The organism is Microcystis aeruginosa FD4, assembly GCF_009792235.1.
Lineage (GTDB): Bacteria > Cyanobacteriota > Cyanobacteriia > Cyanobacteriales > Microcystaceae > Microcystis > Microcystis viridis.
In genome coordinates this window covers 3,525,451-3,544,278 of sequence record NZ_CP046973.1, presented here as the reverse complement: position 1 = coordinate 3,544,278, position 18,828 = coordinate 3,525,451, and the positions used below count along the sequence as shown (strand labels likewise).

Below are 18,828 nucleotides of genomic sequence, written 5' to 3'. Positions count from 1 at the left end.
GGTGAGCCTTCTTGTTTATCCAGTCAGGATTGTGTAAAGTATTTCCTCATCAAAATAATTGCCCAATAAATCTTTAAAACTGATTCTTTCAAGGTAAATCTCCTGAGAAATATTTTTTTGGTCGGTGCAATGCTTACTTGCAATCGTCTTGATCGAGTAAAATCGACTAATTTAACCTATTAACAAGAATGCAAGCAAATTTATTAGAAGTGCGGGGAGCCACCCGTCGATTTGGGGGATTAGTCGCTGTGGATGGGGTTTCCTTTCAGGTACAAAAAAACGAGATTTTTGGCTTAATTGGACCCAATGGGGCGGGAAAAACGACTTTATTTAATCTGATCACCGGTTTAATTCCCCTATCCAGTGGCGATTTAATTTATCAAGGCTGCAGTCTGGCCAACTATCGTCCTCATCAGATTGCTCAGGCAGGAATTGCCCGTACTTTCCAGAATTTACGCTTATTTGGTGAATTATCGGCTTTAGAAAATGTGGCGATCGCTGGTCACATTCACAATAGCTCCAATCTCTGGACAGGAATTTTAGGTTTACCAGTTTCGAGAAGGGAGGAGGAAAAAACCTACAAAAGAGCAGGGGAATTATTAGATTTAGTCGGATTAACCGACCAAAGCAATCGGAAAGCCCGTAATTTAGCCTATGGTGATCAAAGACGCTTGGAAATTGCCCGCGCTTTAGCTTTGCAACCCCAGTTATTACTCCTCGATGAACCGGCAGCCGGGATGAATCCTAGCGAAAAGGGGGCATTAAGTCAGCTAATTCGACAAATTCGCGATAATTTAGCTCTAACCGTCCTGTTAATCGAACATCATGTGCCTTTAGTGATGGGATTATGTGATCGCATGGCGGTGTTAGATTTCGGTAAGTTAATCGCTTTGGGAGATCCAGCTACAGTCAGGGAGAATCCTGCGGTGATTGAAGCTTATTTAGGGGATGAATAAGGATTTTATCCTAAATCCAGTTATTAAAAACTGATTATCTATTCCCCCTTTTGCCTCTTGCCTCTTGCATGAGTGCCTATCCTAATATGTTACCTATACTCAACGGATTTAGTATTAGATAGAGCAGTTAGGGACTTGCGCTTTGATAATGTACCTTTTGGGCGAACGCAGTTCGCCCCTACATTGTGGACAAAATCCGTTACTGTAGGGGCGCAAAGCTTGCGCCCTCCGCGCGCAGGGGGTTTGCTGATCACCCTAAGTAGGGGGAGAGCCTTCGAGAACCCCCTTCCAATAAGGGGCTTGCGCTTTGATCCTGTGCCATCTGGCTGGTCTGATTCTTCTACAGAGCGATTTTCAAAGCTGGGATATTATTCCCACGCAAGTCCCTTATCTCAATGGTGAGATAGGAAGTTTTTGTTTTGGGGAGCCGGTCGTCGGTCGTCGATTGACCCCAAAAAGCGATCGCCAAGTTGAGAAAAATTTAACCATGCCCAAAAGCGATCGCTTTTAATCATCAATGTTTTTGACGGTTTACGCTATGCTAACCCATCCTACGCCATCAGCGATCGCATTACCACTTCATAAAGGGTGGTGGACTGAAGGGATGTTTTGCAAACCACTGGCGCGCGCCTTTCATGAGAAAGTGGTGAAATCCGTTATTTGGAATGGCCTTTTTGACTGCGCCCACATAGGAGCCAGGAAGGCCGAACTTAAAGAAACCAAGGGAGAAATCAACTACCCCTTCTGAAGAGTTCCACCAGCGGATAGCGGTCTGTCTTGTAGGTGCGAACCTTGTGGTGCATCTCGACCATTAGTCCAATTTCCTCAGACCATTCCTGTTGCCCAGTTTCGGATAAGTACCTCTTTACTTCAGACACCGAAGGTGGGATGTAGTCCACGGTATGAGCCGACCAAAGACCTAGATCGTGAAAGCAGGCGGCGATCGCCAACTTGGTCTTTTCTTCTTCGGTGCAGGAATGGAGGGCCAAACAGAAATTGAACATTCGATAGACATGACCCCTGTAACCCAGGTAGTCATCACCGATTCGGTCTTTCCATGCAGCGAGAATTTCTTCTATGAGATCGTTCTTGGTCTCGATGTTCATAATCCGGACTCTTGCAGGTTTCTATCTACAGAGGAAGGGGTTGTAGTGGTAAAATAGGAGAGAGCAGTTTTTAAAGCTTCATTTCTGGCTTTTTTGCGATATTTTAACCCATAGAGCGATTTTATTGCGACTACGCCGCCCTGAAACCTATGTTACTCAAAAATCCCCCGAAAATCTCCCCCAATCTGATCAAACAGCTAGAAGCGATCCTTGGTAAAGATGGAGTCATCCGTCGCAAAGATGAATTATTAACCTACGAGTGCGATGGTATCACAGGATACAGACAAAGACCCGCTCTTGTGGTATTGCCTCGCAGCACCGCAGAAATTGCGGCGGTGGTGAAACTCTGTCACGATAACGAGATTGCCTGGGTAGCGAGGGGTGCAGGAACGGGCTTATCGGGAGGGGCGTTACCCTTAGAAGAGGGGATTCTCATCGTCACGGCGCGGATGAATCAGATTCTGGGGGTTGATTTAGATAATCAAAGGGTGGTGGTGCAGCCCGGGGTGATTAATAATTGGGTAACGCAAGCAGTAAGCGGGGCGGGATTTTATTATGCACCGGATCCCTCTAGTCAAATTATCTGCTCGATCGGTGGTAATGTGGCAGAAAATTCCGGCGGGGTTCACTGTTTAAAATACGGTGTGACTACCAATCACGTTATCGGCTTAAAAATCGTCCTTCCCGATGGTTCAATTATCGATGTGGGGGGTGCGGTACCGGAACAACCGGGCTACGATTTAACCGGTTTATTTGTGGGTTCCGAGGGAACTTTAGGCATTGCCACGGAAATCACCTTAAGAATCCTGAAAACTCCGGAATCTATCTGTGTTTTACTGGCCGATTTTACCAGTATCGAGGCGGCGGGCCAAGCGGTGGCGGATATTATTAAATCGGGAATGATTCCGGCGGGGATGGAGATTATGGATAATCTCAGTATTAACGCCGTGGAAGACGTGGTGGCTACCGGCTGTTATCCCCGGGATGCCGAGTCAGTTTTATTAGTGGAATTGGATGGTTTAGGGGTAGAAGTAACCAGGAATAAGCATCGGGTTGCCGAGATTTGCCGTCAAAATGGGGCGAGAAATATCACCACGGCTAATGATGCCGAAACCCGCTTTAAACTCTGGAAGGGCAGAAAAGCGGCTTTTGCGGCGGCGGGGAAAATTAGCCCTAATTATTTTGTGCAAGATGGGGTGATTCCCCGCACTCAATTGGTGTATGTTCTTCAGGAAATTAAGGCTTTAAGTGAAAAATACGGCTATAAAATCGCCAATGTTTTCCACGCCGGAGATGGTAATTTACACCCGTTGATTCTCTACGATAATAAGGTAGAGGGGGCTTGGGAAGAAGTGGAGGAATTAGGCGGTGAAATTCTCAAACTTTGTGTGCGGGTTGGCGGCAGTTTATCGGGCGAACACGGTATCGGTATCGATAAAAATTGTTATATGCCGGCCATGTTTAACGAGATTGACTTAGAAACTATGGGCTATGTGCGGGATTGCTTTAATCCCAAAGGTTTGGCTAACCCGGGGAAATTATTCCCCACCCCGCGCAGCTGTGGGGAAGCCGCTAATGCCAAAATGCAAGGGTTTGCGGGGGTGGATGTGTTTTAGGTTATCGGCAGTAATAGACCTCTTGCAGAAATCAAAAATCGTTGTTAGGGTTAGGAGTCAGTAGCCAGTAGTCAGTAGTCAGGAGAATTAAGAATGAATAATAATCAATTAAATCGTCTATTTACAAATTTTATGCCATTTAATCCTTATTTTTGCTGTTTTTGAACCATGAAAAATTAATTATGCAAGAGGTTTAATGATTTTTCTGACTGATGACTGATTACTGATTACTGATGACTGATTACTGATGACTGATTAGACCTCTTGCATAATTTTTTTATGGTATAATGTAAGGTTTTGCTTTTTTCTCAATTCTTAGATTGAAGTGGAAAAAAGAATAAAATGTGATCTTAGGTCAGGAAATCATCTATAATTTTGCTATGTTTATTAGCAAAATTATGGATTATCAAAACTTATCAGATGAACAATTCAAACGCCGTTTCGGTGTGTATAAACAAACATATAGAAAGATGGTAGAATCAGTAAAAAGTGTTGAAGCCGACTCTAATTCACCATCTAAAAGGGGACCGAAACCTAAACTATCTATAGAAGAACAAGTTTTAGTAACGTTAGAATATTGGCGAGAATATAGAACATATTTTCACATTGGTACAAGCTGGGAACTATCAGAATCAACTATATGTCGGATTGTAAATAAGACGGAAAAAATGCTTTTACAATCGGGAAACTTCCGTTTAAAAGGAAAAAAAGCTTTACTCAATCAAGCAGAGATACCGGTCATAACGGTAATGGATGTAACGGAAACTCCCATTGAACGCCCCCAAAAGAAACAGAAAGATTTTTTTTCGGGTAAAAGAGGTTATCATACTTTAAAATCCCAATTAGTAGCTGATCAAAATACCGAGGAAATTATCTGTGTCTTTTGTGGGAAAGGTAGAGGTCATGATTTTAGTTTATTTAAAAAAAGTCGAGTTCGTTTTCATCCTTTAACTACCAGCATAGAAGACAGTGGTTATCAGGGAATAGCTGCATACCATAGTAATAGTTATACACCGAAAAAGAAATCGAAAAATAGAAAATTAACAGAGTTAGAAAAAGAGTATAACAAGGCTTTAGCCAAAGAAAGGATTATCATTGAACATATAAATAGGAAACTCAAAATCTTTAAAATCTTATCCTGTAAATATCGGAATCGTCGTCGAAGATATAGTTTAAGAGTTAACTTGTTGGCGGCTATTTATAACTGTGAGTTAGGGATAGGTATAGCAGCTTCTTAAAAGTTGCCTAAAGATTAAGCAAGTCAAGGATAATTTATTCTCAATTTTTATAATTGAGATAGTTTGTGCCGCTTAAATAAAGAGGTTTTGATAACCAAATTAAAGCAGCTCTAAAGAGTTTTGAGTTAAAAGTTAAACTTCAAGTTTTCATTCAGGACGAATGTACTGATTAACTAATTTTTTGGGGAAAATTAGTTAACCCATTATTATAACATATAATTAATTTGCAAGAGTTCTATTACTGATTACAGTCCAGCTTGGGGTCCTAGGGGCAGATTGATATTAGAGGGGAAAACTGGCACTTGTCTTTCCAGAAAACGCTGAGTGACTAATTCTCGGAAAATCTCTAGGTCTTTTTGCCATTGTCCCAGATATTGTTTGAGCAGATTTAATCGATCGCTGCCCTCGGCCAGATTATAGTTAAAGTTGCCGGCAAATAATAGTGCCGCTAGGGTTTTGCCATCGGGTAATTGCAATTTTGCTTCGTTAATCGCCACGGATAGCTGAGAGGTTTCTAACTGATAAAGTAGATTGATGCTGGCTTGTAGGGGTGCTGTACCGAAGTTGTGCCAGGAACCGGGGGCCAGAAGAGTTTCGGTGATATATTTTTTAGCGGCATCGGGGCTACTAGGGAGAGGAACAATACTTTTCGGGGCGATACCCAGGGCTTGATATTCGGCCAAAGGGAGTTTATCTAGATATAAACCGACAATTTCTGGCAGTTTCAGGTTCAGGCTATCGGGAGAGTTAATCATCTCCACAAAGGTAATTTTCCGGGGTTGGGCGACGATGCCGATGCCATTTTGAAAATTAACTTGAGCGTAATTAGGATTGAGTACCGGCTGGCCATTTAATTCCCAGTCGGGGGGAACTATTCCCGAATATTTGAGGAAATCAACCGTTAGCATGGCGGGATTGAGGCTTTTGGCTGTAATTGCGATGGAAAGTTCTTGTATTTCCCGCAAACTAGCCAGAGGTTGATTGGAGTTATTGTCATTGGTGGCAGTCATCAATTTTCTCCTTGGATATTTAAGTTTTGTCTCTAGGGTGACAGTTAAATTATTCCGGGTCTCGGTGGCCTAGTCACTAATCAACTTAGATACAGGACAAGAGAGCCATTCTAGATAAGTATTACTCAATTCTTTCACGGCTAATTCATAGAATCTCTGACCGTGTTCGGGAGTCGCTAAAGCAGGATTGGAACCCATACGACCATCGGGGTAATTGTGGCGAAAATTAGCCGCACCGTAAATATCATGACCAGAAGCCACTTTTTCGGATAAAAAGGCGTTTTTACGGCTCTCAGGGTAAAGATACTGAGTTAAGGCCACTTCGCTCGGTGTAGCGTGGGAACCCTCCTGCTCTCCATACAATTCTTTGGCTAAAAGATAAACTTCTCGCACCATAAACCAATTGGCCACTTGACATTTAACCTCGTTTGTGTTAGGCAAATTGAAGGAATCCAAATGATAATAGGTTTCCGCAAAAGCGGCTTTTAGGGTGGCAATATTGCCCCCGTGACCATTGATAAAGAAAAATTGACGAAAACCGGCTCTAGCTAAACAAGTCACATAGTCGAGGATGACTTGAATTAAAGTGCTAGGACGCAGGCTAATTGTACCGGGGAAAGCCGTATGATGTAGGGCCATACCGACATTTAAGGTCGGTGCTACCATTGCTTGTACCTGTGTCCCTACTCCTTTAGCGATCGCTTCCGCACATAGAGCATCTGTACCAATAAGTCCCGTCGGCCCGTGTTGTTCCGTGGAACCAATGGGAATAATAATTCCCTGAGATTGTTCTAGATAGGATTCCACCTCTAACCAGGTAGATAACTGTAATAACATTCGGCTCTAGCCTTCCAAAACGAATGCGGGTTGACAAATTGAGATAAAATTAGGACGAATAATCAAGTATTTTTATGTTAACCCTTGACAACCCCCCCTTGTCGGCGAGTACGAATTTCGTTCCCAATCATCGGATTTTAATCGTGGAAGATGAAGAAGTGATTCGGGATATGATTATTTTAGCTTTGGAAGAAGAAGGTTACGAGGCACTCGGTGTTAGTGATGGTCGCGCTGCCCTAGAATTACTGCAAAGTCAAGAATCTAATCAAGGTAAATCTCGGTTTGATTTGGTCGTTTTGGATTTAATGTTACCCCAAATCAGTGGTCTTGATATCTGCCGTCTGTTGCGCTATCACGGCAATATTATCCCGATTTTAATCTTAAGTGCTAAGGCCAGCGAAACCGATCGAGTTTTGGGTTTAGAAGTGGGTGCCGATGATTATCTGACTAAACCCTTTAGTATGCGAGAATTAGTCGCTCGTTGTCGCGCTCTGATTCGTCGTCAAGGATTTACTTCCCTCGCTGCCGCTCCCGTGCGGAAATTCCGCGATGTTTTTCTCTATACCCAGGAATGTCGGGTGATAGTGCGAGATGAAGAAATCAACCTTTCTCCTAAAGAATTCCGTCTCCTCGACCTATTTATGAGTTATCCGCGCCGAGTTTGGTCAAGAGAGCAGTTAATTGAACAAATTTGGGGACCAGATTTTTTAGGAGATACCAAAACCGTCGATGTTCACATTCGCTGGTTACGGGAAAAACTAGAAATCGATCCCAGTCAACCGGAATACCTGATTACTGTACGCGGTTTCGGTTATCGTTTTGGCTAGGTGAGCGATTATATTTTCAAGTTTAGCGATCGCCGCTCGCGCAGACAATGACTATTTTCGCTTTTATTTTCGGAGTAGTTTTAGGTTTGAGTATTTGTTACTGGCAAGTCTCACGCTTAAATAGAGAGTTAAAGCGAAACCTGATCGCTCTCTCGGATTCGGTGGATTTGTCGGCCTCTTTTCCCGTTACCTCCCTGGTGCGTCGAGAATTACAGTTTCTCTCCCAAAGTCTGCAAGAGCGAGAAAAGAGCTTAGAAATTCAGAAATCCTTGCTAGAACTAGCACCGATCGCCTATCTTCATATAGATGCCGATAATCAACTACTCTGGTGCAATCAACAGGCAATTACCCTCTTAAAACTCGATCGCTGGCAGCCAGATCAAGTACGTCTGCTGCTGGAATTGGTGCGCTCCTATGAGTTAGATCAATTAATTCAAGAAACTCGCCAAAAACAGAGTCCACAGGTGCAAACTTGGACTTTTTACCCGACTAATTATCCTGTCACCCCCATTAGCGATCGCCAAGTGATTGCTCCTAAATCGATGGCCTTGAAAGGTTACGGTTATCCCTTGCCAGAAGGTGAAATCGCTGTATTTATCGAAAATAGACAGCCTTTAGTGGAATTATCGCAAAATCGCGAGCGAGCTTTCTCTGACTTAACTCACGAGTTACGCACTCCCTTAACTTCCATTTCTCTGCTCACCGAAGCTTTACAAAAACGCCTCCAAGCTCCCGAAAGACGCTGGTTAGAACAAATGGCGAAAGAAGTGGAGCGTTTGAGCCAATTAGTGCGCGATTGGCTAGAAATCAGTGAATTACAAGCGGATGCGGGGCGATCTTTACAATACCAGATGATTAATCTACAGGAGCTAATCACGGCCGCTTGGCAGACTGTCACCCCAATAGCCGCCCAAAAACAGATTAGCTTAGATTATTCCTCTCCGGTGGATTGGACGGTAGAAGTTGATCGTTCTCGTCTGCTGCAAGTTTTCCTGAATCTCTTTGATAATGCCATTAAGTATAGTCCTGATCAGGGGAAAATTCGCCTAGAAATTCGGGAAATATCCGATACTATCGGGGAAAAATGGCTGAAAATTGACGTTATCGACAACGGGAAGGGATTTAACCAAGCGGATCTACCCTACGTTTTTGATCGCCTCTTTCGCGGTGATCCTTCCCGCACCCGTCAAAAACAAGGCAGCAAGGATCATAGTACCGGTTTAGGTTTATCGATTGCCAAAGAGATTATTCAAGCCCATGGCGGTTCGATCGTCGCTCAAAACGATCCTAACACCGGCGGCGCTCGCCTACAAGTCACTCTCCCCCGTCAAAAAAAGGAGATGAGGTGATGGGTGTGGGGTGATGGGGTTTTAGGGTGTTGGGGTGTTAGGGTGTTGGGGTGTTGGGGTTTTAGGGTGTTGGGGTTTTAGGGTGTTGGGGTGTTAGGGTGTTGGGGTGTTAGGGTTTTAGGGTTTTAGGGTTTTAGTTGAATTCCCCCACTTCCCCATCCCCCCATTTCCCCATCCCCCCACTTCCCCATCCCCCCATTTCCCCATTTCCCCATTCCCCCACTTCCCCATCCCCCCATTTCCCCATTTCCCCATTTCCCCATTTCCCCATTCCCCCACTTCCCCATCCCCCCATTTCCCCATTTCCCCATTCCCCCATTTCCCCATTCCCCCATTTCCCCATCCCCCCATTTCCCCATCCCCCCATTTCCCCTAGAGAAAAAAATCTGTCAAGTTCTCTGGACAACTGTACAAAATCGAAAATTTTCTTGTTATCACTGTAGAGAAAGAGTAGTTTTATGTTAAGCGAATCTGACCGTGAGCCTATCCAAAGAAACCAATCATCCCGATCGCACCTATTTCGCGCGTTCTCTCCAGCGATTGGAACAGGATGTGCTGAGAATGGGAACCTTGGTCGAAGAATCCTTTCGTCTTAGCCATCAGTCCCTTTTTGCTAGGGATTTGGAAATGGCGAAAAAAATCCCCCTCCTTGACAAGGAAATCGATCGCTACTACCGTCAAATCGAGTTAGATTGTGCCACTCTCATGACGCTACAGGCTCCCGTCGCCCAAGATTTGCGGCTTTTAAGTGCTTTTATGCAATTAGTGCGCGATTTGGAACGTATCGGCGATTATGCCAAGGATTTGGCGGAAATAGCTCTCAAATTATTCGCCTATACCCCTCACGATTGTATGAGTGAGATCGAGGCTATGTCCCACCATGCTCAGTATATGTTAGCCATGAGCCTTGTCGCCCTGGCCGACCTCGATCAAGAAGCCGGTCCAAAGGTCAAAGAACTAGATAATACAGTCGATCGAGCCTATGATTATCTCTATCACACTCTCGCCCATCAAAGAGATATCAAGGGTGTGGTGGAACCAATCCTGCTGATGGCTTTACTAATCCGTCATCTGGAACGCATGGCCGATCACGCCACCAATATCGCCCAAAGGGTATCCTACATCGTTACTGGACAGAGAGGCTGAGGGTGTCTCGAACTCTCACCCTCGCTTTTAGCGTTGACGACTCAGGGGGTTAAAAATTTCACTTAATCCCTCTCCCAAGAGAGATAAACCCACCACCATGGTCGTCATTGACAATCCGGGGAATAAAGTGGTCCACCAGATACCTGTAGATAAATCCGCCAAAGCTTCCTTGAGATCATGACCCCATTCAGGCACTTCTTCTGGTAATCCTAAGCCTAAAAAGCCTAAACCGCCTAAAACCAGGATCGCATCTGCTGCGTTGAGGGTAAACAGAACCGGGACACTCTGGACGACATTAAAGAAAAGATATTTTGATAATATACGACCCGGTGTAGCCCCGATCGCTCGCGCTGCTTCGATAAATAACTCATTTTTAACGCTGGCGGTTTGATTTCTGACCACGCGAAAATATTGGGGAATATAGGCAATGCTAACAGCGATCGCTACATTGAGGATACCACGACCCAAAACGAAGGCCAGAGCCACCGATAATAATAACCCCGGCAAGGTGTAGAGGGTATCCATGAGGAAGAGGAGAATGCGATCAATCTTACCTCCCAAATAACCGCTAATTAACCCCAAAGGAACCCCGATGACTAAAGATAATCCTGTGGCCAAAAATACCACGGACAAGGCCGCCCGGGACCCGAATAGGGTGCGGGAAAAGACATCATAACCGCGCACATTCGTCCCGAACCAATGGGCGGAACTGGGGGCTTGTAGGGGATAATTGCTTAAAATGTCGGTTGGATCCTGAATCAGGCTGATCGCTTGCAGAAGGGGCGAAAACAGGGCAATCAGGATAAAAATAATTGTCAATACCAACCCAACCCCTAGGAGCTTAGTGGTTAGGTTGGGTTTCAGAAAAGGATCGATCGGCAATTTAACAGGAGTCATCGACAAAATTTAGGCATTGCATAGAACGCTAATTGTAGAAGACAAGGCTAACCTGCGACAAGAGCCGTGTTTTTTTCAGACAGCCGGGGCCGAAACGACCATAAACCAGAGCAAGACTGCTAAAGCTAAAACAGTTAGTTTAATCAGGATATAAAGCAGTCCGTTGGGATAAAGGAGATCGTGAAACATATTACCTCCTCGGGAGAGAGTAGCGATTGTCCCTCTCTATCTTTGATCCTAAGTCTTTTTCTGTTCACCTGACGCACAACTTAACAAAACGTGCGATTATAGGGAAAAAGATTTTTTTTACTAGCTATGGCATTACTGACCACAGGAAAACCATTTATTCGCGATCTGGAACAATACGGTGCTTTAGGCGTTTACGCACCCTTAGAAGGGGGTTACGAGGGACGCTATCAAAGACGTTTACGGGCCACTGGTTATAATGTCCTGCATATCACCGCTAGAGGTTTAGGCGATTTAAGTGCCTATCTTACCGGCATTCATGGAGTCCGTCCCCCCCATTTAGGTAAAAAAAATATTGGTCGGGAAGCAGCCGTGGGACCGGTTTATTTTGTTCCTCCCATTGCTACCTATCAATTGGAAAATTTACCTCCCAAATCTAAAGGTTTAGTGATTTGGATTATTGAAAGTTTTGTTTTATCCTCGCAAGAAAAACAATACTTAATTAATCTTAGTCAACAGGAAACCAGGTTAAAATTTGTCCTCGAATTGGGTGGGGAAAGATATTTCCGTTGGCAACCTTTGAGCAAATCTTTAATCGCTGCCTAAATTACCGAAATAACAAGGGTACTGAAATATCTCCCCCTCAACCCCTCTCCCCGGAGAGGGAGACTTCAGTTCTTGAGAGTTTGTTGTTCCTCCCTCACCCCTCTAACAAAATTTCTTTTTGTTGTTCATTAACTCGACAGGATCAAGCCTCACACTGGAGAAAGGCGACTTTGAGGGGAGTTTCAATCTCATCTCGATCCTTGACATCCTCGCCGCCCTAAAAGTGCGGCGATTCCTAAACCTCACGATTTAAGTTTCTGCTTCAACCACCGTTGCATACCACGGTTAAAAAACCATGTACTGTCTTACACAAAGTCCACAGACTTTCGCGACCTTTCAGAAGCCCGATTCCTTGTGTCCCACGGTACGGTTCTGACTAAACGCTTCTTGTACTTGTTGCGCGCGACTTTTTACCAGGACAAGCTTTTCTGAACGGAACCCCCTAAGCCGAGTTTTCAAGGTGCTGTCCGCCCACTTGGTTTTCGAGACGGTCTTTTTAATTCTAACGTAAAGCCAACCTAGAACGGCGGGGTTTCCCACCCAAAATTTTCGATGAAAGTCCTCAAAAAGTTGATTTTAAATGGTGACGATCGACGATAATCTAAGTATTGGGGAAATCATACCGTAAAATCACTCATCTATGACATCACGCTCGCTCACCGTTTTGCTGCTTTCCGTTCTTTTCTGGCTGTCTAGCTGGCTTATCATCCCTACTGCTCAAGCTTTGACCCCAATTCAACTATTAGATGTATCTTATAAAGACTGTCCCCCGGAATTAGCCGAGGGGAGTGTCACCAGTGGGGGAACCAGTTTTCCGGCTAATTGTTTTTTAATCACTGGCAAAGCTAAAAATAATTCTGGAAAAACCGTCTATGATGCCGATGTTTTTGGTCGGATTTACGATGCTAACGGGGAACCAGCTTTACAAAATCGTAGCCGAGTCGGGGCAATTCCAGAAGTGCCACCGGGGATTAGTGATTTCGAGATCAGAATTTCTGTTTCTACCAATCAACCAACCCCCTTGCGACTGGAAAAATTCAAAGCTTCTGGTTTTACCAGTAGTGTTGATCCGCGGATTTAGAAACTGCTACTGACCAGACTGCTGGCTCCTGTGGCTACGACACTCTGAACGACGTTGAGCAGCAGGAAAGCGAGGATCGGGGACAAGTCCATCCCGCCTAGGGGTGGGATAATCGAGCGAAAGAGGTTTAAATAGGGATCGGTAATCGGACTGAGAAAAGACATAATCTGATAGGCCCAACCGGCATTTTGGAACCAAGTCAGTAAAACCCTAACAATTAGGATTACCGAGTAAATTTGCAGGAAATTGTTGATTATCGTCAAAATAAACCCTATATCGCTCATAAATAAATCTTTCCTCAAGGAGGCGTGATGGTTAGTTTAGCTTTGATCTTACCAAAAAAAAGGTCTTTAGTTACCTAAAATGTCGGATCAATGCCCCCGCTAGATTTTTCGACAAGATACTCACCTTTGCGGGGGATGAAATCCGACCAGAATATCAGCGATCTAATGTTAATACAAGAGTAATTTTAAGCCTTTCAGCGATCGCCATTACAGTTGCATCAACAAAATCAATACGACTATCTTTGTATTCTTCTAAAATCTCAGATACTCGAATTACATCAGTTTCACTTAAAGGAATTAAATGAAACCGACTTGCAGACAATCCTTTTAAAAAAGCCGCAACAGTGCTAACACCTGCACTACGACCTACTAAATAAGCGACTTCTGCTAAAACTGTTTGGGGTAATAATATTTGCTGATAGTTCTGATAAATAGCTACGACATCACTATGTTTTATATCTGATTGATTTAGCAAAGCAACTACAAATCCTGTATCACTTATTGTTATTTTTCTTTCCATGTCCATCCTGAATTTTCTTTAATCTCCTGTTGTAAAATTTCTTCAGATTGAGTTGCTAAATCTGGAGAACCTCTGAACAAACCAATTAGCGGGTCAGATTCATTTTTATCTTGATCATTTTCAGAAGTTGAAGAAACAATAAAAACCTCAACTATTTCACCAACCGCTAGTTCAGGAGTTTGAATTTCTATTTTGTTACCGGGTAAAACCCGAGTGCTTGTGTGTAAAGTATCTCGTGTCATTTTGTTAACAAATAAATAACGGAAAGGATTTGACTTCTAGTATAACCCGCCATTAACTGACCCCGATGATAAGGCCCGATTAATGTCCCTACCTTAACTGATGACAAAATAACTGGCTCTTCTGGTTTTTGTGTGAAAGGAAGAAGAATAGGGATAATTTGGGTGCATCTCAATTTTGTCGAAATATCTAGAGGAGATTTTGGGCGCACGCGGTGCGCCCCTACCATTGGCGCAATCATATTATTGTAGGGGCGAATTGCATTCGCCCTCTTTGAATAACTGCTGCTGCTCACCATAGGTGAGGGAAAGTCATAAATAGGAGATGCAGCCGATAATTTTCGGGAAATATAGTCTTTAAAGCCTTGTCTGGCAAGACTCCTACGAATGATAAGCACCGATTATCACACAAAGTCGAGGAGAGCCAATAACTTGATTCTCCGAATAAATTGAGAAAAGTTAATCAAAATATAGCCTCAGCAACACAAATCGGCTTATCTCTAGGTAAATTTTCTCAGAAGTGGGATTATACCAGATATTTTCTCTCTGCTCGATTTATTTAATAAGCTCTGCTGATGAATGAAAAAAAAATAAACGGAGCTTATAATTATTCGCCTCTACAATCTAAGCATCATCCCTAACCAGTGCTAAATTTTCTGACATCTCAGCTTGATTAATGGTTTTGCTGTCTTTAGAGACAGTTTTCTCCACTATTCGCTTACTTATCAACTTTATCTAGGGTTTGCAGCAAAAAGTACGGGCGAAGCATTCGGATAGAAAATCTACGGTTTCACCGATAGGTTATTGCCCGAATGCTTCGCCCCTACAGGACGCGGGCCGATGAAAACGCAAGGTTTTAAACGACGATTCTCTCAAAATCTTGCACCTGTTTCGCAAGAAAAGCCACAAAACCCTTACCTTGCCTACATTTCACATTTATTCAGCAAGCCCTATCTAACTCGAACTAAGTTTCGGGTCGATATTCCCTATCAACTCTCTACCGTCTTTTTCACACGAGGTATATCATGGCTATCATCTACGTTAAGTCTGGTTCAACAGGTAATGGTTCCGCTTGGAATAATGCTTATGGCAGTTTAACAAGTGCTATCACTGCCGCACAATCAGGGGATGAGATTTGGATAGCGGCGGGTACTTATAAACCGACTACGGGAACCGACAGAACTGCAAGCTTTACCCTGAAAAATAATGTAGCAATCTATGGCGGGTTTGCAGGAACGGAAACTGCCCTAAATCAGCGTAATATTACCACTAATGTCACTATTTTAAGTGGTGAAATTGGTATAGCGGGGATTGCGGATAATGCGTATCACGTCGTAAGCGCGACGGGTACGATTTCTACTCCTCTGGGTAACAGTTCTATTCTGGATGGGTTTACTATTACTGGTGGTAATGCCAATGGTACAACGGGAAATCAAGATGATGGGGGTGGGATGTATGTTTCGGGTGCTAGTCCAACCCTGAGAAATATCACTTTCCGCGATAATAATGGAACAAATGGAGGTGCTTTATATAACGAGAATGGCAGTAATCCTGTTCTGATTGATACGGTGTTTGAGTACAACACGGCGACTACGAATAGTATTATCCAAGGGGGAGGGTTTACGGGTGCGACGGATAATAATCCTCTGTTTGTGAATGCGAAAGGGGATGATTTACGCTTAAAATCGGGTTCTCCTGCTTTGGATGCAGGGGATTATAATTTATTTTATAGTTTGCGAAATGCTTTGGCTTTTGGAGTTATAACGTTTTCTCTGACTATTCTTGGAGGAAATAATTTTGCTCAAGCAGTAACTATGAATGTTAATGCTCAGTCAAATATCTATGGTGCTGGACAGAGTATTCCGCCATCTCAAGTTGGCGGTGCTGGAATCTTACCTCCAGTCTATAATTTTTCAGCAGCCGCAAAACAAGTTCTTACCTTTTCCCAAATCACAGGGATTATTAATTATGGTGTTCCTTTGTCTAATGGACCTGATGGTGCAGATATCAGAGATGTTACTAAAGGAGCTTATTTTCACCCATCTCTAAATGGAATCTCAGGTATAATTGGTGAGGGAATAGGTAGATATTTAGTCGGTGTCTTTCTAGATAATTCAACACCAACATCTCCAGCACCTAACCCTTTAAATTTTAGTGGAAATTACAATTTTAAAGAGCTATCACCACTGCTAAAACAAACATTTTTCATTGGAGACGGACTAACAGGAACAGGCTTCGGTGATATTCAGAAATTTAATGTACCAGAAAAAGCAACCCGACTTTTTTTAGGCTTTTTTGATGGACCTGGTGTTTCTTCTACAGGAGAAATTCCCGTTGGATTTTACGGCGATAACACAGGAAGCTTTATTGCTGAATTTCAAATTCAACCTTCTCCTATCTCTAATATCCCTGAATCTACAACACCTATTCCCGAACCTTCTACAATTCTAGGAATAGTAACACTAGGATTAGGGGCATTGTTTTCTAAAAAGCACAAACAAGACGACAATAACGATGATTAATTGATGTTTGGAGGGGACGTGAGCGATAGCATTTACGTCTCTTTTGGCTAATTCTTGACGAAATTCGATTAAAGATAAACCCGCAAAATCAGCAGCTTTAGCACTGCTAATGTGATAATCTTTAAACATAATAATAGCTAGGTCAAGCTTCAGTAAATTTTCTGTTTTACCAGTAGCTTGTATCATCTCGTTAGAAATAACAATACTCATGATAAGTCGATTGAATTGAGTGGGCAAATATGTCAATATTAATTATTATATTATAGCCAGACAATCCATAATAGCGGCCAAATTCCCATGGCTGACCCCGATGATAAGGCTGTAGTCATCTCCCTACCTTAACTGATGACAAAATAACTTGATTCTCCGAATAAATTGACAAAAGTTAATCAAAATATAGCCTCAGCAACACAAATCGGCTTATCTCTAGGTAAATTTTCTCAGAAGTGGGATTATACCAGATATTTTCTCTCTGCATGGTTTATTTAATAAGCTCTGCTGATGAATGAAAAAAAAATAAACGGAGCTTATAATTATTCGCCTCTACAATCTAAGCATCATCCCTAACCAGTGCTAAATTTTCTGACATCTCAGCTTGATTAATGGTTTTGCTGTCTTTAGAGACAGTTTTCTCCACTATTCGCTTGCTTATCAACTTTATCTAACTCGAACTAAGTTTCGGGTGGATTCCCTATTGACTCTGTACCATCTTTTTCACAGGAGGTATATCATGGCTATTCTTTACGTTAAATCCAGTTCAACAGGTAATGGTTCCCCTCCCCCACCACCTCCACCCCCGATTTCCGTTCCCGAACCTAGTAACCTTATTGGTTTTATAACTCTTAGTGGTTTAATGCTAGGCAATGCGGTTAAAAAGCGGTGATTTCCCGGTTATTGAATCAGTAAACTTTGATTGAGGATGAATTGGGGACGTAAGCGATCGCGTTTACGTCTCTGTGTGTAGATTTTGTTCAATACAAAACTGATTAGTTAAGATAGAATGGGGTGAAATAACTCTAAAAAAAACGACTATGGCACTAACCCTTAATCTAACACCGGAAATAGAGCAATATCTTACCCAACGAGCAACAGAGCAGGGACTTTCCCTAGAATCTTATGCTCTAAAACTGCTCACAGATAACATTTTATCCCAAGAAAAACAGATCAAACTGGTTAACCTTCTTCAGTCTTGGATCGATGAAGAAGATGAGCAAGAACAACAAGAAACAGGTGAATATTTAATTGAGGTACTCGATCAAGATCGTTTATCTGATCGTCCTTTATTTCCGTCACAATTAAAAGGGATAACTTGGTGAGTCGAGTTGTTTTATTAGATACTGGAATTATTGGTTTAATTACCAATCCTAAGCGATCGCATGAAAGTCTAGCTTGTACTCGTTGGCTGCAAACTTTAACTCAAGAAGGTATTAGAGTTATTCTTCCCGAAATAGCTGATTATGAAGTTCGCCGAGAATTATTACGCGCTAACAAGATTAAGGGAATTAAACGACTAGATGAGTTATGTGAATTGATAGAATATCTACCCATTACAACGGACACAATGCGACAAGCTGCCTTATTTTGGGCGCAAGCGCGTCAACAAGGACAACCCACAGCAGGAGATAAGACAATTGACGGTGATATGATTTTAGTTGCACAAGCGATAACTCTATCTATTCCAGATGTGATAATTGCCACTACGAATGTAGGTCATTTATCTCGATTTATCCAAGCTGATTTATGGCAAAATATTATTCCTAATTGATAAAGCAATACCCTTTGACCTTGCCCGCAACCCTCGTATTAACGGTGCTACAGTTGATATAGGTGCTTATGAATTCGTCCAAAATAGCGCACCAGTCCTCTACGATACTACCCTCACCGTTCCCGAAAATAGCCTCTTAAACACTCTTGTCGGCACAATTAACGCCACTGATGCCGATAATAACCCCTTAACCCTACAATATCACCGCAGGTAATCCTAACCTCGATGGCGACGGTATCTCCGCCTTTACCATCAATAATAGCGGCCAAATTCCCATGGCTGACTCCGATGACAAGGCTGTAGTCATCTCCCTACCTTAACTGATGACAAAATAACTTGATTCTCCGAATAACTTGACAAAAGTTAATCAAAATATAGCCTTAGCAACATAAATCGGCTTATCTCTAGGTAAATTTTCTCAGAAGTGGGATTATACCAGATATTTTCTCTCTGCTCGATTTATTTAATAAGCTCTGCTGATGAATGATAAACGGAGCTTATAATTATTCGCCTCTACAATCTAAGCATCATCCCTAACCAGTGCTAAATTTTCTGACATCTCAGCTTGATTAATGGTTTTGCTGTCTTTAGAGACAGTTTTCTCCACTATTCGCTTACTTATCAACTTTATCTAACTCGAACT

23 protein-coding genes are annotated in these 18,828 nt (G+C 42.8%); 13 read left to right on the top strand and 10 right to left on the bottom strand.

What is annotated here, in order from left to right:
• The first annotated feature begins 188 nt into the window (after positions 1-188).
• Both GQR42_RS17755 and GQR42_RS17745 read left to right on the top strand, forming a co-directional pair.
• On the top strand, positions 189-956 hold the full coding sequence (locus GQR42_RS17755; protein ID WP_158200956.1) for an ABC transporter ATP-binding protein: 768 nt from the start codon (positions 189-191) through the stop codon (positions 954-956).
• A 307-nt stretch (positions 957-1,263) separates the two neighbouring features.
• Complete coding sequence (locus GQR42_RS17745; RefSeq protein ID WP_158200955.1) at positions 1,264-1,467, top strand: hypothetical protein; 204 nt, start codon at positions 1,264-1,266, stop codon at positions 1,465-1,467.
• Positions 1,468-1,687: 220 nt separating this feature from the next.
• On the opposite strand, the gene GQR42_RS17740 is transcribed toward GQR42_RS17745, so the two are convergent.
• Complete coding sequence (locus tag GQR42_RS17740; RefSeq protein ID WP_199273206.1) at positions 1,688-2,062, bottom strand: hypothetical protein; 375 nt, start codon at positions 2,060-2,062, stop codon at positions 1,688-1,690.
• 149 nt (positions 2,063-2,211) lie between these two features.
• Here GQR42_RS17740 and glcD point away from each other — a divergent pair, with 149 nt between their 5' ends.
• Both glcD and GQR42_RS17730 read left to right on the top strand, forming a co-directional pair.
• Complete coding sequence (gene glcD, locus GQR42_RS17735) at positions 2,212-3,678, top strand: glycolate oxidase subunit GlcD (RefSeq protein ID WP_158200954.1); 1,467 nt, start codon at positions 2,212-2,214, stop codon at positions 3,676-3,678.
• 380 nt (positions 3,679-4,058) lie between these two features.
• Positions 4,059-4,916, top strand: a complete 858-nt coding sequence (locus GQR42_RS17730; RefSeq protein ID WP_002732125.1) for an IS5-like element ISMae4 family transposase — start codon at positions 4,059-4,061, stop codon at positions 4,914-4,916.
• A gap of 245 nt (positions 4,917-5,161) precedes the next feature.
• Here the strand turns inward: GQR42_RS17730 and GQR42_RS17725 are convergent, their stop codons facing one another.
• Positions 5,162-5,926: a hypothetical protein gene (locus GQR42_RS17725; protein ID WP_158200953.1), complete on the bottom strand. Its 765-nt coding sequence runs from the start codon at positions 5,924-5,926 to the stop codon at positions 5,162-5,164.
• 69 nt (positions 5,927-5,995) lie between these two features.
• Positions 5,996-6,763, bottom strand: coding sequence for a creatininase family protein (locus GQR42_RS17720; RefSeq protein WP_158200952.1), 768 nt, complete (start codon positions 6,761-6,763; stop codon positions 5,996-5,998).
• A 74-nt stretch (positions 6,764-6,837) separates the two neighbouring features.
• On the opposite strand from GQR42_RS17720, the gene GQR42_RS17715 reads away from it, so the two are divergent.
• Together GQR42_RS17715 and GQR42_RS17710 are read left to right on the top strand one after the other, a co-directional pair.
• Positions 6,838-7,590 (top strand): response regulator transcription factor, encoded by a 753-nt coding sequence (locus tag GQR42_RS17715; RefSeq protein ID WP_158200951.1) that lies wholly within the window; start codon positions 6,838-6,840, stop codon positions 7,588-7,590.
• Positions 7,591-7,637: 47 nt separating this feature from the next.
• On the top strand, positions 7,638-8,939 hold the full coding sequence (locus GQR42_RS17710; RefSeq protein WP_158200950.1) for a sensor histidine kinase: 1,302 nt from the start codon (positions 7,638-7,640) through the stop codon (positions 8,937-8,939).
• A 125-nt stretch (positions 8,940-9,064) separates the two neighbouring features.
• Here GQR42_RS17710 and GQR42_RS27875 read toward each other — a convergent pair whose 3' ends face one another.
• The gene (locus GQR42_RS27875) at positions 9,065-9,298 is read right to left on the bottom strand and encodes a hypothetical protein (RefSeq protein ID WP_199273372.1); all 234 of its coding nucleotides are present in this window, start codon (positions 9,296-9,298) and stop codon (positions 9,065-9,067) included.
• A gap of 118 nt (positions 9,299-9,416) precedes the next feature.
• On the opposite strand from GQR42_RS27875, the gene phoU reads away from it, so the two are divergent.
• Positions 9,417-10,085, top strand: coding sequence for a phosphate signaling complex protein PhoU (gene phoU / locus GQR42_RS17705; RefSeq protein WP_158200949.1), 669 nt, complete (start codon positions 9,417-9,419; stop codon positions 10,083-10,085).
• 27 nt (positions 10,086-10,112) lie between these two features.
• Here phoU and GQR42_RS17700 read toward each other — a convergent pair whose 3' ends face one another.
• The gene (locus GQR42_RS17700) at positions 10,113-10,982 is read right to left on the bottom strand and encodes an ABC transporter permease (RefSeq protein ID WP_158200948.1); all 870 of its coding nucleotides are present in this window, start codon (positions 10,980-10,982) and stop codon (positions 10,113-10,115) included.
• A gap of 315 nt (positions 10,983-11,297) precedes the next feature.
• Here GQR42_RS17700 and GQR42_RS17695 point away from each other — a divergent pair, with 315 nt between their 5' ends.
• Both GQR42_RS17695 and GQR42_RS17690 read left to right on the top strand, forming a co-directional pair.
• Positions 11,298-11,774 carry an NAD(P)H-quinone oxidoreductase subunit N gene (locus GQR42_RS17695; RefSeq protein WP_158200947.1) on the top strand — a complete coding sequence of 159 codons (477 nt, stop codon included), beginning with the start codon at positions 11,298-11,300 and terminating at the stop codon, positions 11,772-11,774.
• A 640-nt stretch (positions 11,775-12,414) separates the two neighbouring features.
• Entirely contained in the window at positions 12,415-12,855 is a 441-nt protein-coding gene (locus GQR42_RS17690) for a hypothetical protein (RefSeq protein ID WP_158200946.1), read from the top strand.
• On the opposite strand, the gene GQR42_RS17685 is transcribed toward GQR42_RS17690, so the two are convergent.
• The 4 genes from GQR42_RS17685 to GQR42_RS17670 form a co-directional block, all read right to left on the bottom strand.
• Positions 12,852-13,139, bottom strand: a complete 288-nt coding sequence (locus GQR42_RS17685) for a YggT family protein (RefSeq protein ID WP_002763635.1) — start codon at positions 13,137-13,139, stop codon at positions 12,852-12,854. The two genes, GQR42_RS17690 and GQR42_RS17685, sit on opposite strands and share 4 nt — an antisense overlap.
• A 154-nt stretch (positions 13,140-13,293) precedes the next feature.
• Positions 13,294-13,665 (bottom strand): type II toxin-antitoxin system VapC family toxin, encoded by a 372-nt coding sequence (locus GQR42_RS17680; RefSeq protein WP_158200945.1) that lies wholly within the window; start codon positions 13,663-13,665, stop codon positions 13,294-13,296.
• On the bottom strand, positions 13,644-13,901 hold the full coding sequence (locus tag GQR42_RS17675) for a hypothetical protein (protein WP_158200944.1): 258 nt from the start codon (positions 13,899-13,901) through the stop codon (positions 13,644-13,646). The genes GQR42_RS17680 and GQR42_RS17675 overlap by 22 nt, the downstream gene beginning before the upstream one ends.
• Positions 13,898-14,296, bottom strand: coding sequence for a hypothetical protein (locus tag GQR42_RS17670; protein WP_158200943.1), 399 nt, complete (start codon positions 14,294-14,296; stop codon positions 13,898-13,900). The genes GQR42_RS17675 and GQR42_RS17670 overlap by 4 nt, the downstream gene beginning before the upstream one ends.
• 627 nt (positions 14,297-14,923) lie before the next feature.
• Here GQR42_RS17670 and GQR42_RS28940 point away from each other — a divergent pair.
• Positions 14,924-16,420: a PEP-CTERM sorting domain-containing protein gene (locus GQR42_RS28940; RefSeq protein WP_233271059.1), complete on the top strand. Its 1,497-nt coding sequence runs from the start codon at positions 14,924-14,926 to the stop codon at positions 16,418-16,420.
• Here the strand turns inward: GQR42_RS28940 and GQR42_RS17655 are convergent.
• Positions 16,367-16,630: a UPF0175 family protein gene (locus GQR42_RS17655; RefSeq protein ID WP_158200942.1), complete on the bottom strand. Its 264-nt coding sequence runs from the start codon at positions 16,628-16,630 to the stop codon at positions 16,367-16,369. The two genes, GQR42_RS28940 and GQR42_RS17655, sit on opposite strands and share 54 nt — an antisense overlap.
• Positions 16,631-17,150: 520 nt before the next feature.
• Between GQR42_RS17655 and GQR42_RS17650 the strand changes: the two genes are divergently transcribed.
• The 3 genes from GQR42_RS17650 (at position 17,151) to GQR42_RS17640 (ending at position 18,185) form a co-directional block, all read left to right on the top strand.
• A complete protein-coding gene (locus GQR42_RS17650) occupies positions 17,151-17,303 on the top strand; it encodes a PEP-CTERM sorting domain-containing protein (RefSeq protein ID WP_158200941.1) in 153 nt (50 codons plus the stop codon).
• 148 nt (positions 17,304-17,451) lie between these two features.
• Positions 17,452-17,736 carry a hypothetical protein gene (locus GQR42_RS17645; protein WP_158200940.1) on the top strand — a complete coding sequence of 95 codons (285 nt, stop codon included), beginning with the start codon at positions 17,452-17,454 and terminating at the stop codon, positions 17,734-17,736.
• Entirely contained in the window at positions 17,733-18,185 is a 453-nt protein-coding gene (locus GQR42_RS17640; protein ID WP_199273205.1) for a PIN domain-containing protein, read from the top strand. Before GQR42_RS17645 ends, GQR42_RS17640 begins: the two co-directional genes overlap by 4 nt.
• The last annotated feature ends 643 nt before the right edge of the window (positions 18,186-18,828 follow it).

What these genes read in the sequence shown, in the direction of transcription:
- GQR42_RS17690 (WP_158200946.1), top strand. Translation starts at nt 12,415, where the DNA reads ATGACATCACGCTCGCTCACCGTTTTGCTGCTTTCCGTTCTTTTCTGG.
- GQR42_RS17715 (WP_158200951.1), top strand. Translation starts at nt 6,838, where the DNA reads ATGTTAACCCTTGACAACCCCCCCTTGTCGGCGAGTACGAATTTCGTT.
- GQR42_RS17675 (WP_158200944.1), bottom strand. Translation starts at nt 13,901, where the DNA reads ATGACACGAGATACTTTACACACAAGCACTCGGGTTTTACCCGGTAAC.
- GQR42_RS17710 (WP_158200950.1), top strand. Translation starts at nt 7,638, where the DNA reads ATGACTATTTTCGCTTTTATTTTCGGAGTAGTTTTAGGTTTGAGTATT.
- GQR42_RS17725 (WP_158200953.1), bottom strand. Translation starts at nt 5,926, where the DNA reads ATGACTGCCACCAATGACAATAACTCCAATCAACCTCTGGCTAGTTTG.
- glcD (WP_158200954.1), top strand. Translation starts at nt 2,212, where the DNA reads ATGTTACTCAAAAATCCCCCGAAAATCTCCCCCAATCTGATCAAACAG.
- GQR42_RS17720 (WP_158200952.1), bottom strand. Translation starts at nt 6,763, where the DNA reads ATGTTATTACAGTTATCTACCTGGTTAGAGGTGGAATCCTATCTAGAA.
- GQR42_RS17655 (WP_158200942.1), bottom strand. Translation starts at nt 16,630, where the DNA reads ATGAGTATTGTTATTTCTAACGAGATGATACAAGCTACTGGTAAAACA.
- GQR42_RS17695 (WP_158200947.1), top strand. Translation starts at nt 11,298, where the DNA reads ATGGCATTACTGACCACAGGAAAACCATTTATTCGCGATCTGGAACAA.
- GQR42_RS27875 (WP_199273372.1), bottom strand. Translation starts at nt 9,298, where the DNA reads ATGGGGAAATGGGGGGATGGGGAAATGGGGGAATGGGGAAATGGGGGA.
- GQR42_RS17680 (WP_158200945.1), bottom strand. Translation starts at nt 13,665, where the DNA reads ATGGACATGGAAAGAAAAATAACAATAAGTGATACAGGATTTGTAGTT.
- GQR42_RS17730 (WP_002732125.1), top strand. Translation starts at nt 4,059, where the DNA reads ATGTTTATTAGCAAAATTATGGATTATCAAAACTTATCAGATGAACAA.
- GQR42_RS17740 (WP_199273206.1), bottom strand. Translation starts at nt 2,062, where the DNA reads ATGAACATCGAGACCAAGAACGATCTCATAGAAGAAATTCTCGCTGCA.
- GQR42_RS17755 (WP_158200956.1), top strand. Translation starts at nt 189, where the DNA reads ATGCAAGCAAATTTATTAGAAGTGCGGGGAGCCACCCGTCGATTTGGG.
- GQR42_RS17700 (WP_158200948.1), bottom strand. Translation starts at nt 10,982, where the DNA reads ATGACTCCTGTTAAATTGCCGATCGATCCTTTTCTGAAACCCAACCTA.
- GQR42_RS17645 (WP_158200940.1), top strand. Translation starts at nt 17,452, where the DNA reads ATGGCACTAACCCTTAATCTAACACCGGAAATAGAGCAATATCTTACC.
- GQR42_RS17650 (WP_158200941.1), top strand. Translation starts at nt 17,151, where the DNA reads ATGGCTATTCTTTACGTTAAATCCAGTTCAACAGGTAATGGTTCCCCT.
- GQR42_RS17685 (WP_002763635.1), bottom strand. Translation starts at nt 13,139, where the DNA reads ATGAGCGATATAGGGTTTATTTTGACGATAATCAACAATTTCCTGCAA.
- GQR42_RS28940 (WP_233271059.1), top strand. Translation starts at nt 14,924, where the DNA reads ATGGCTATCATCTACGTTAAGTCTGGTTCAACAGGTAATGGTTCCGCT.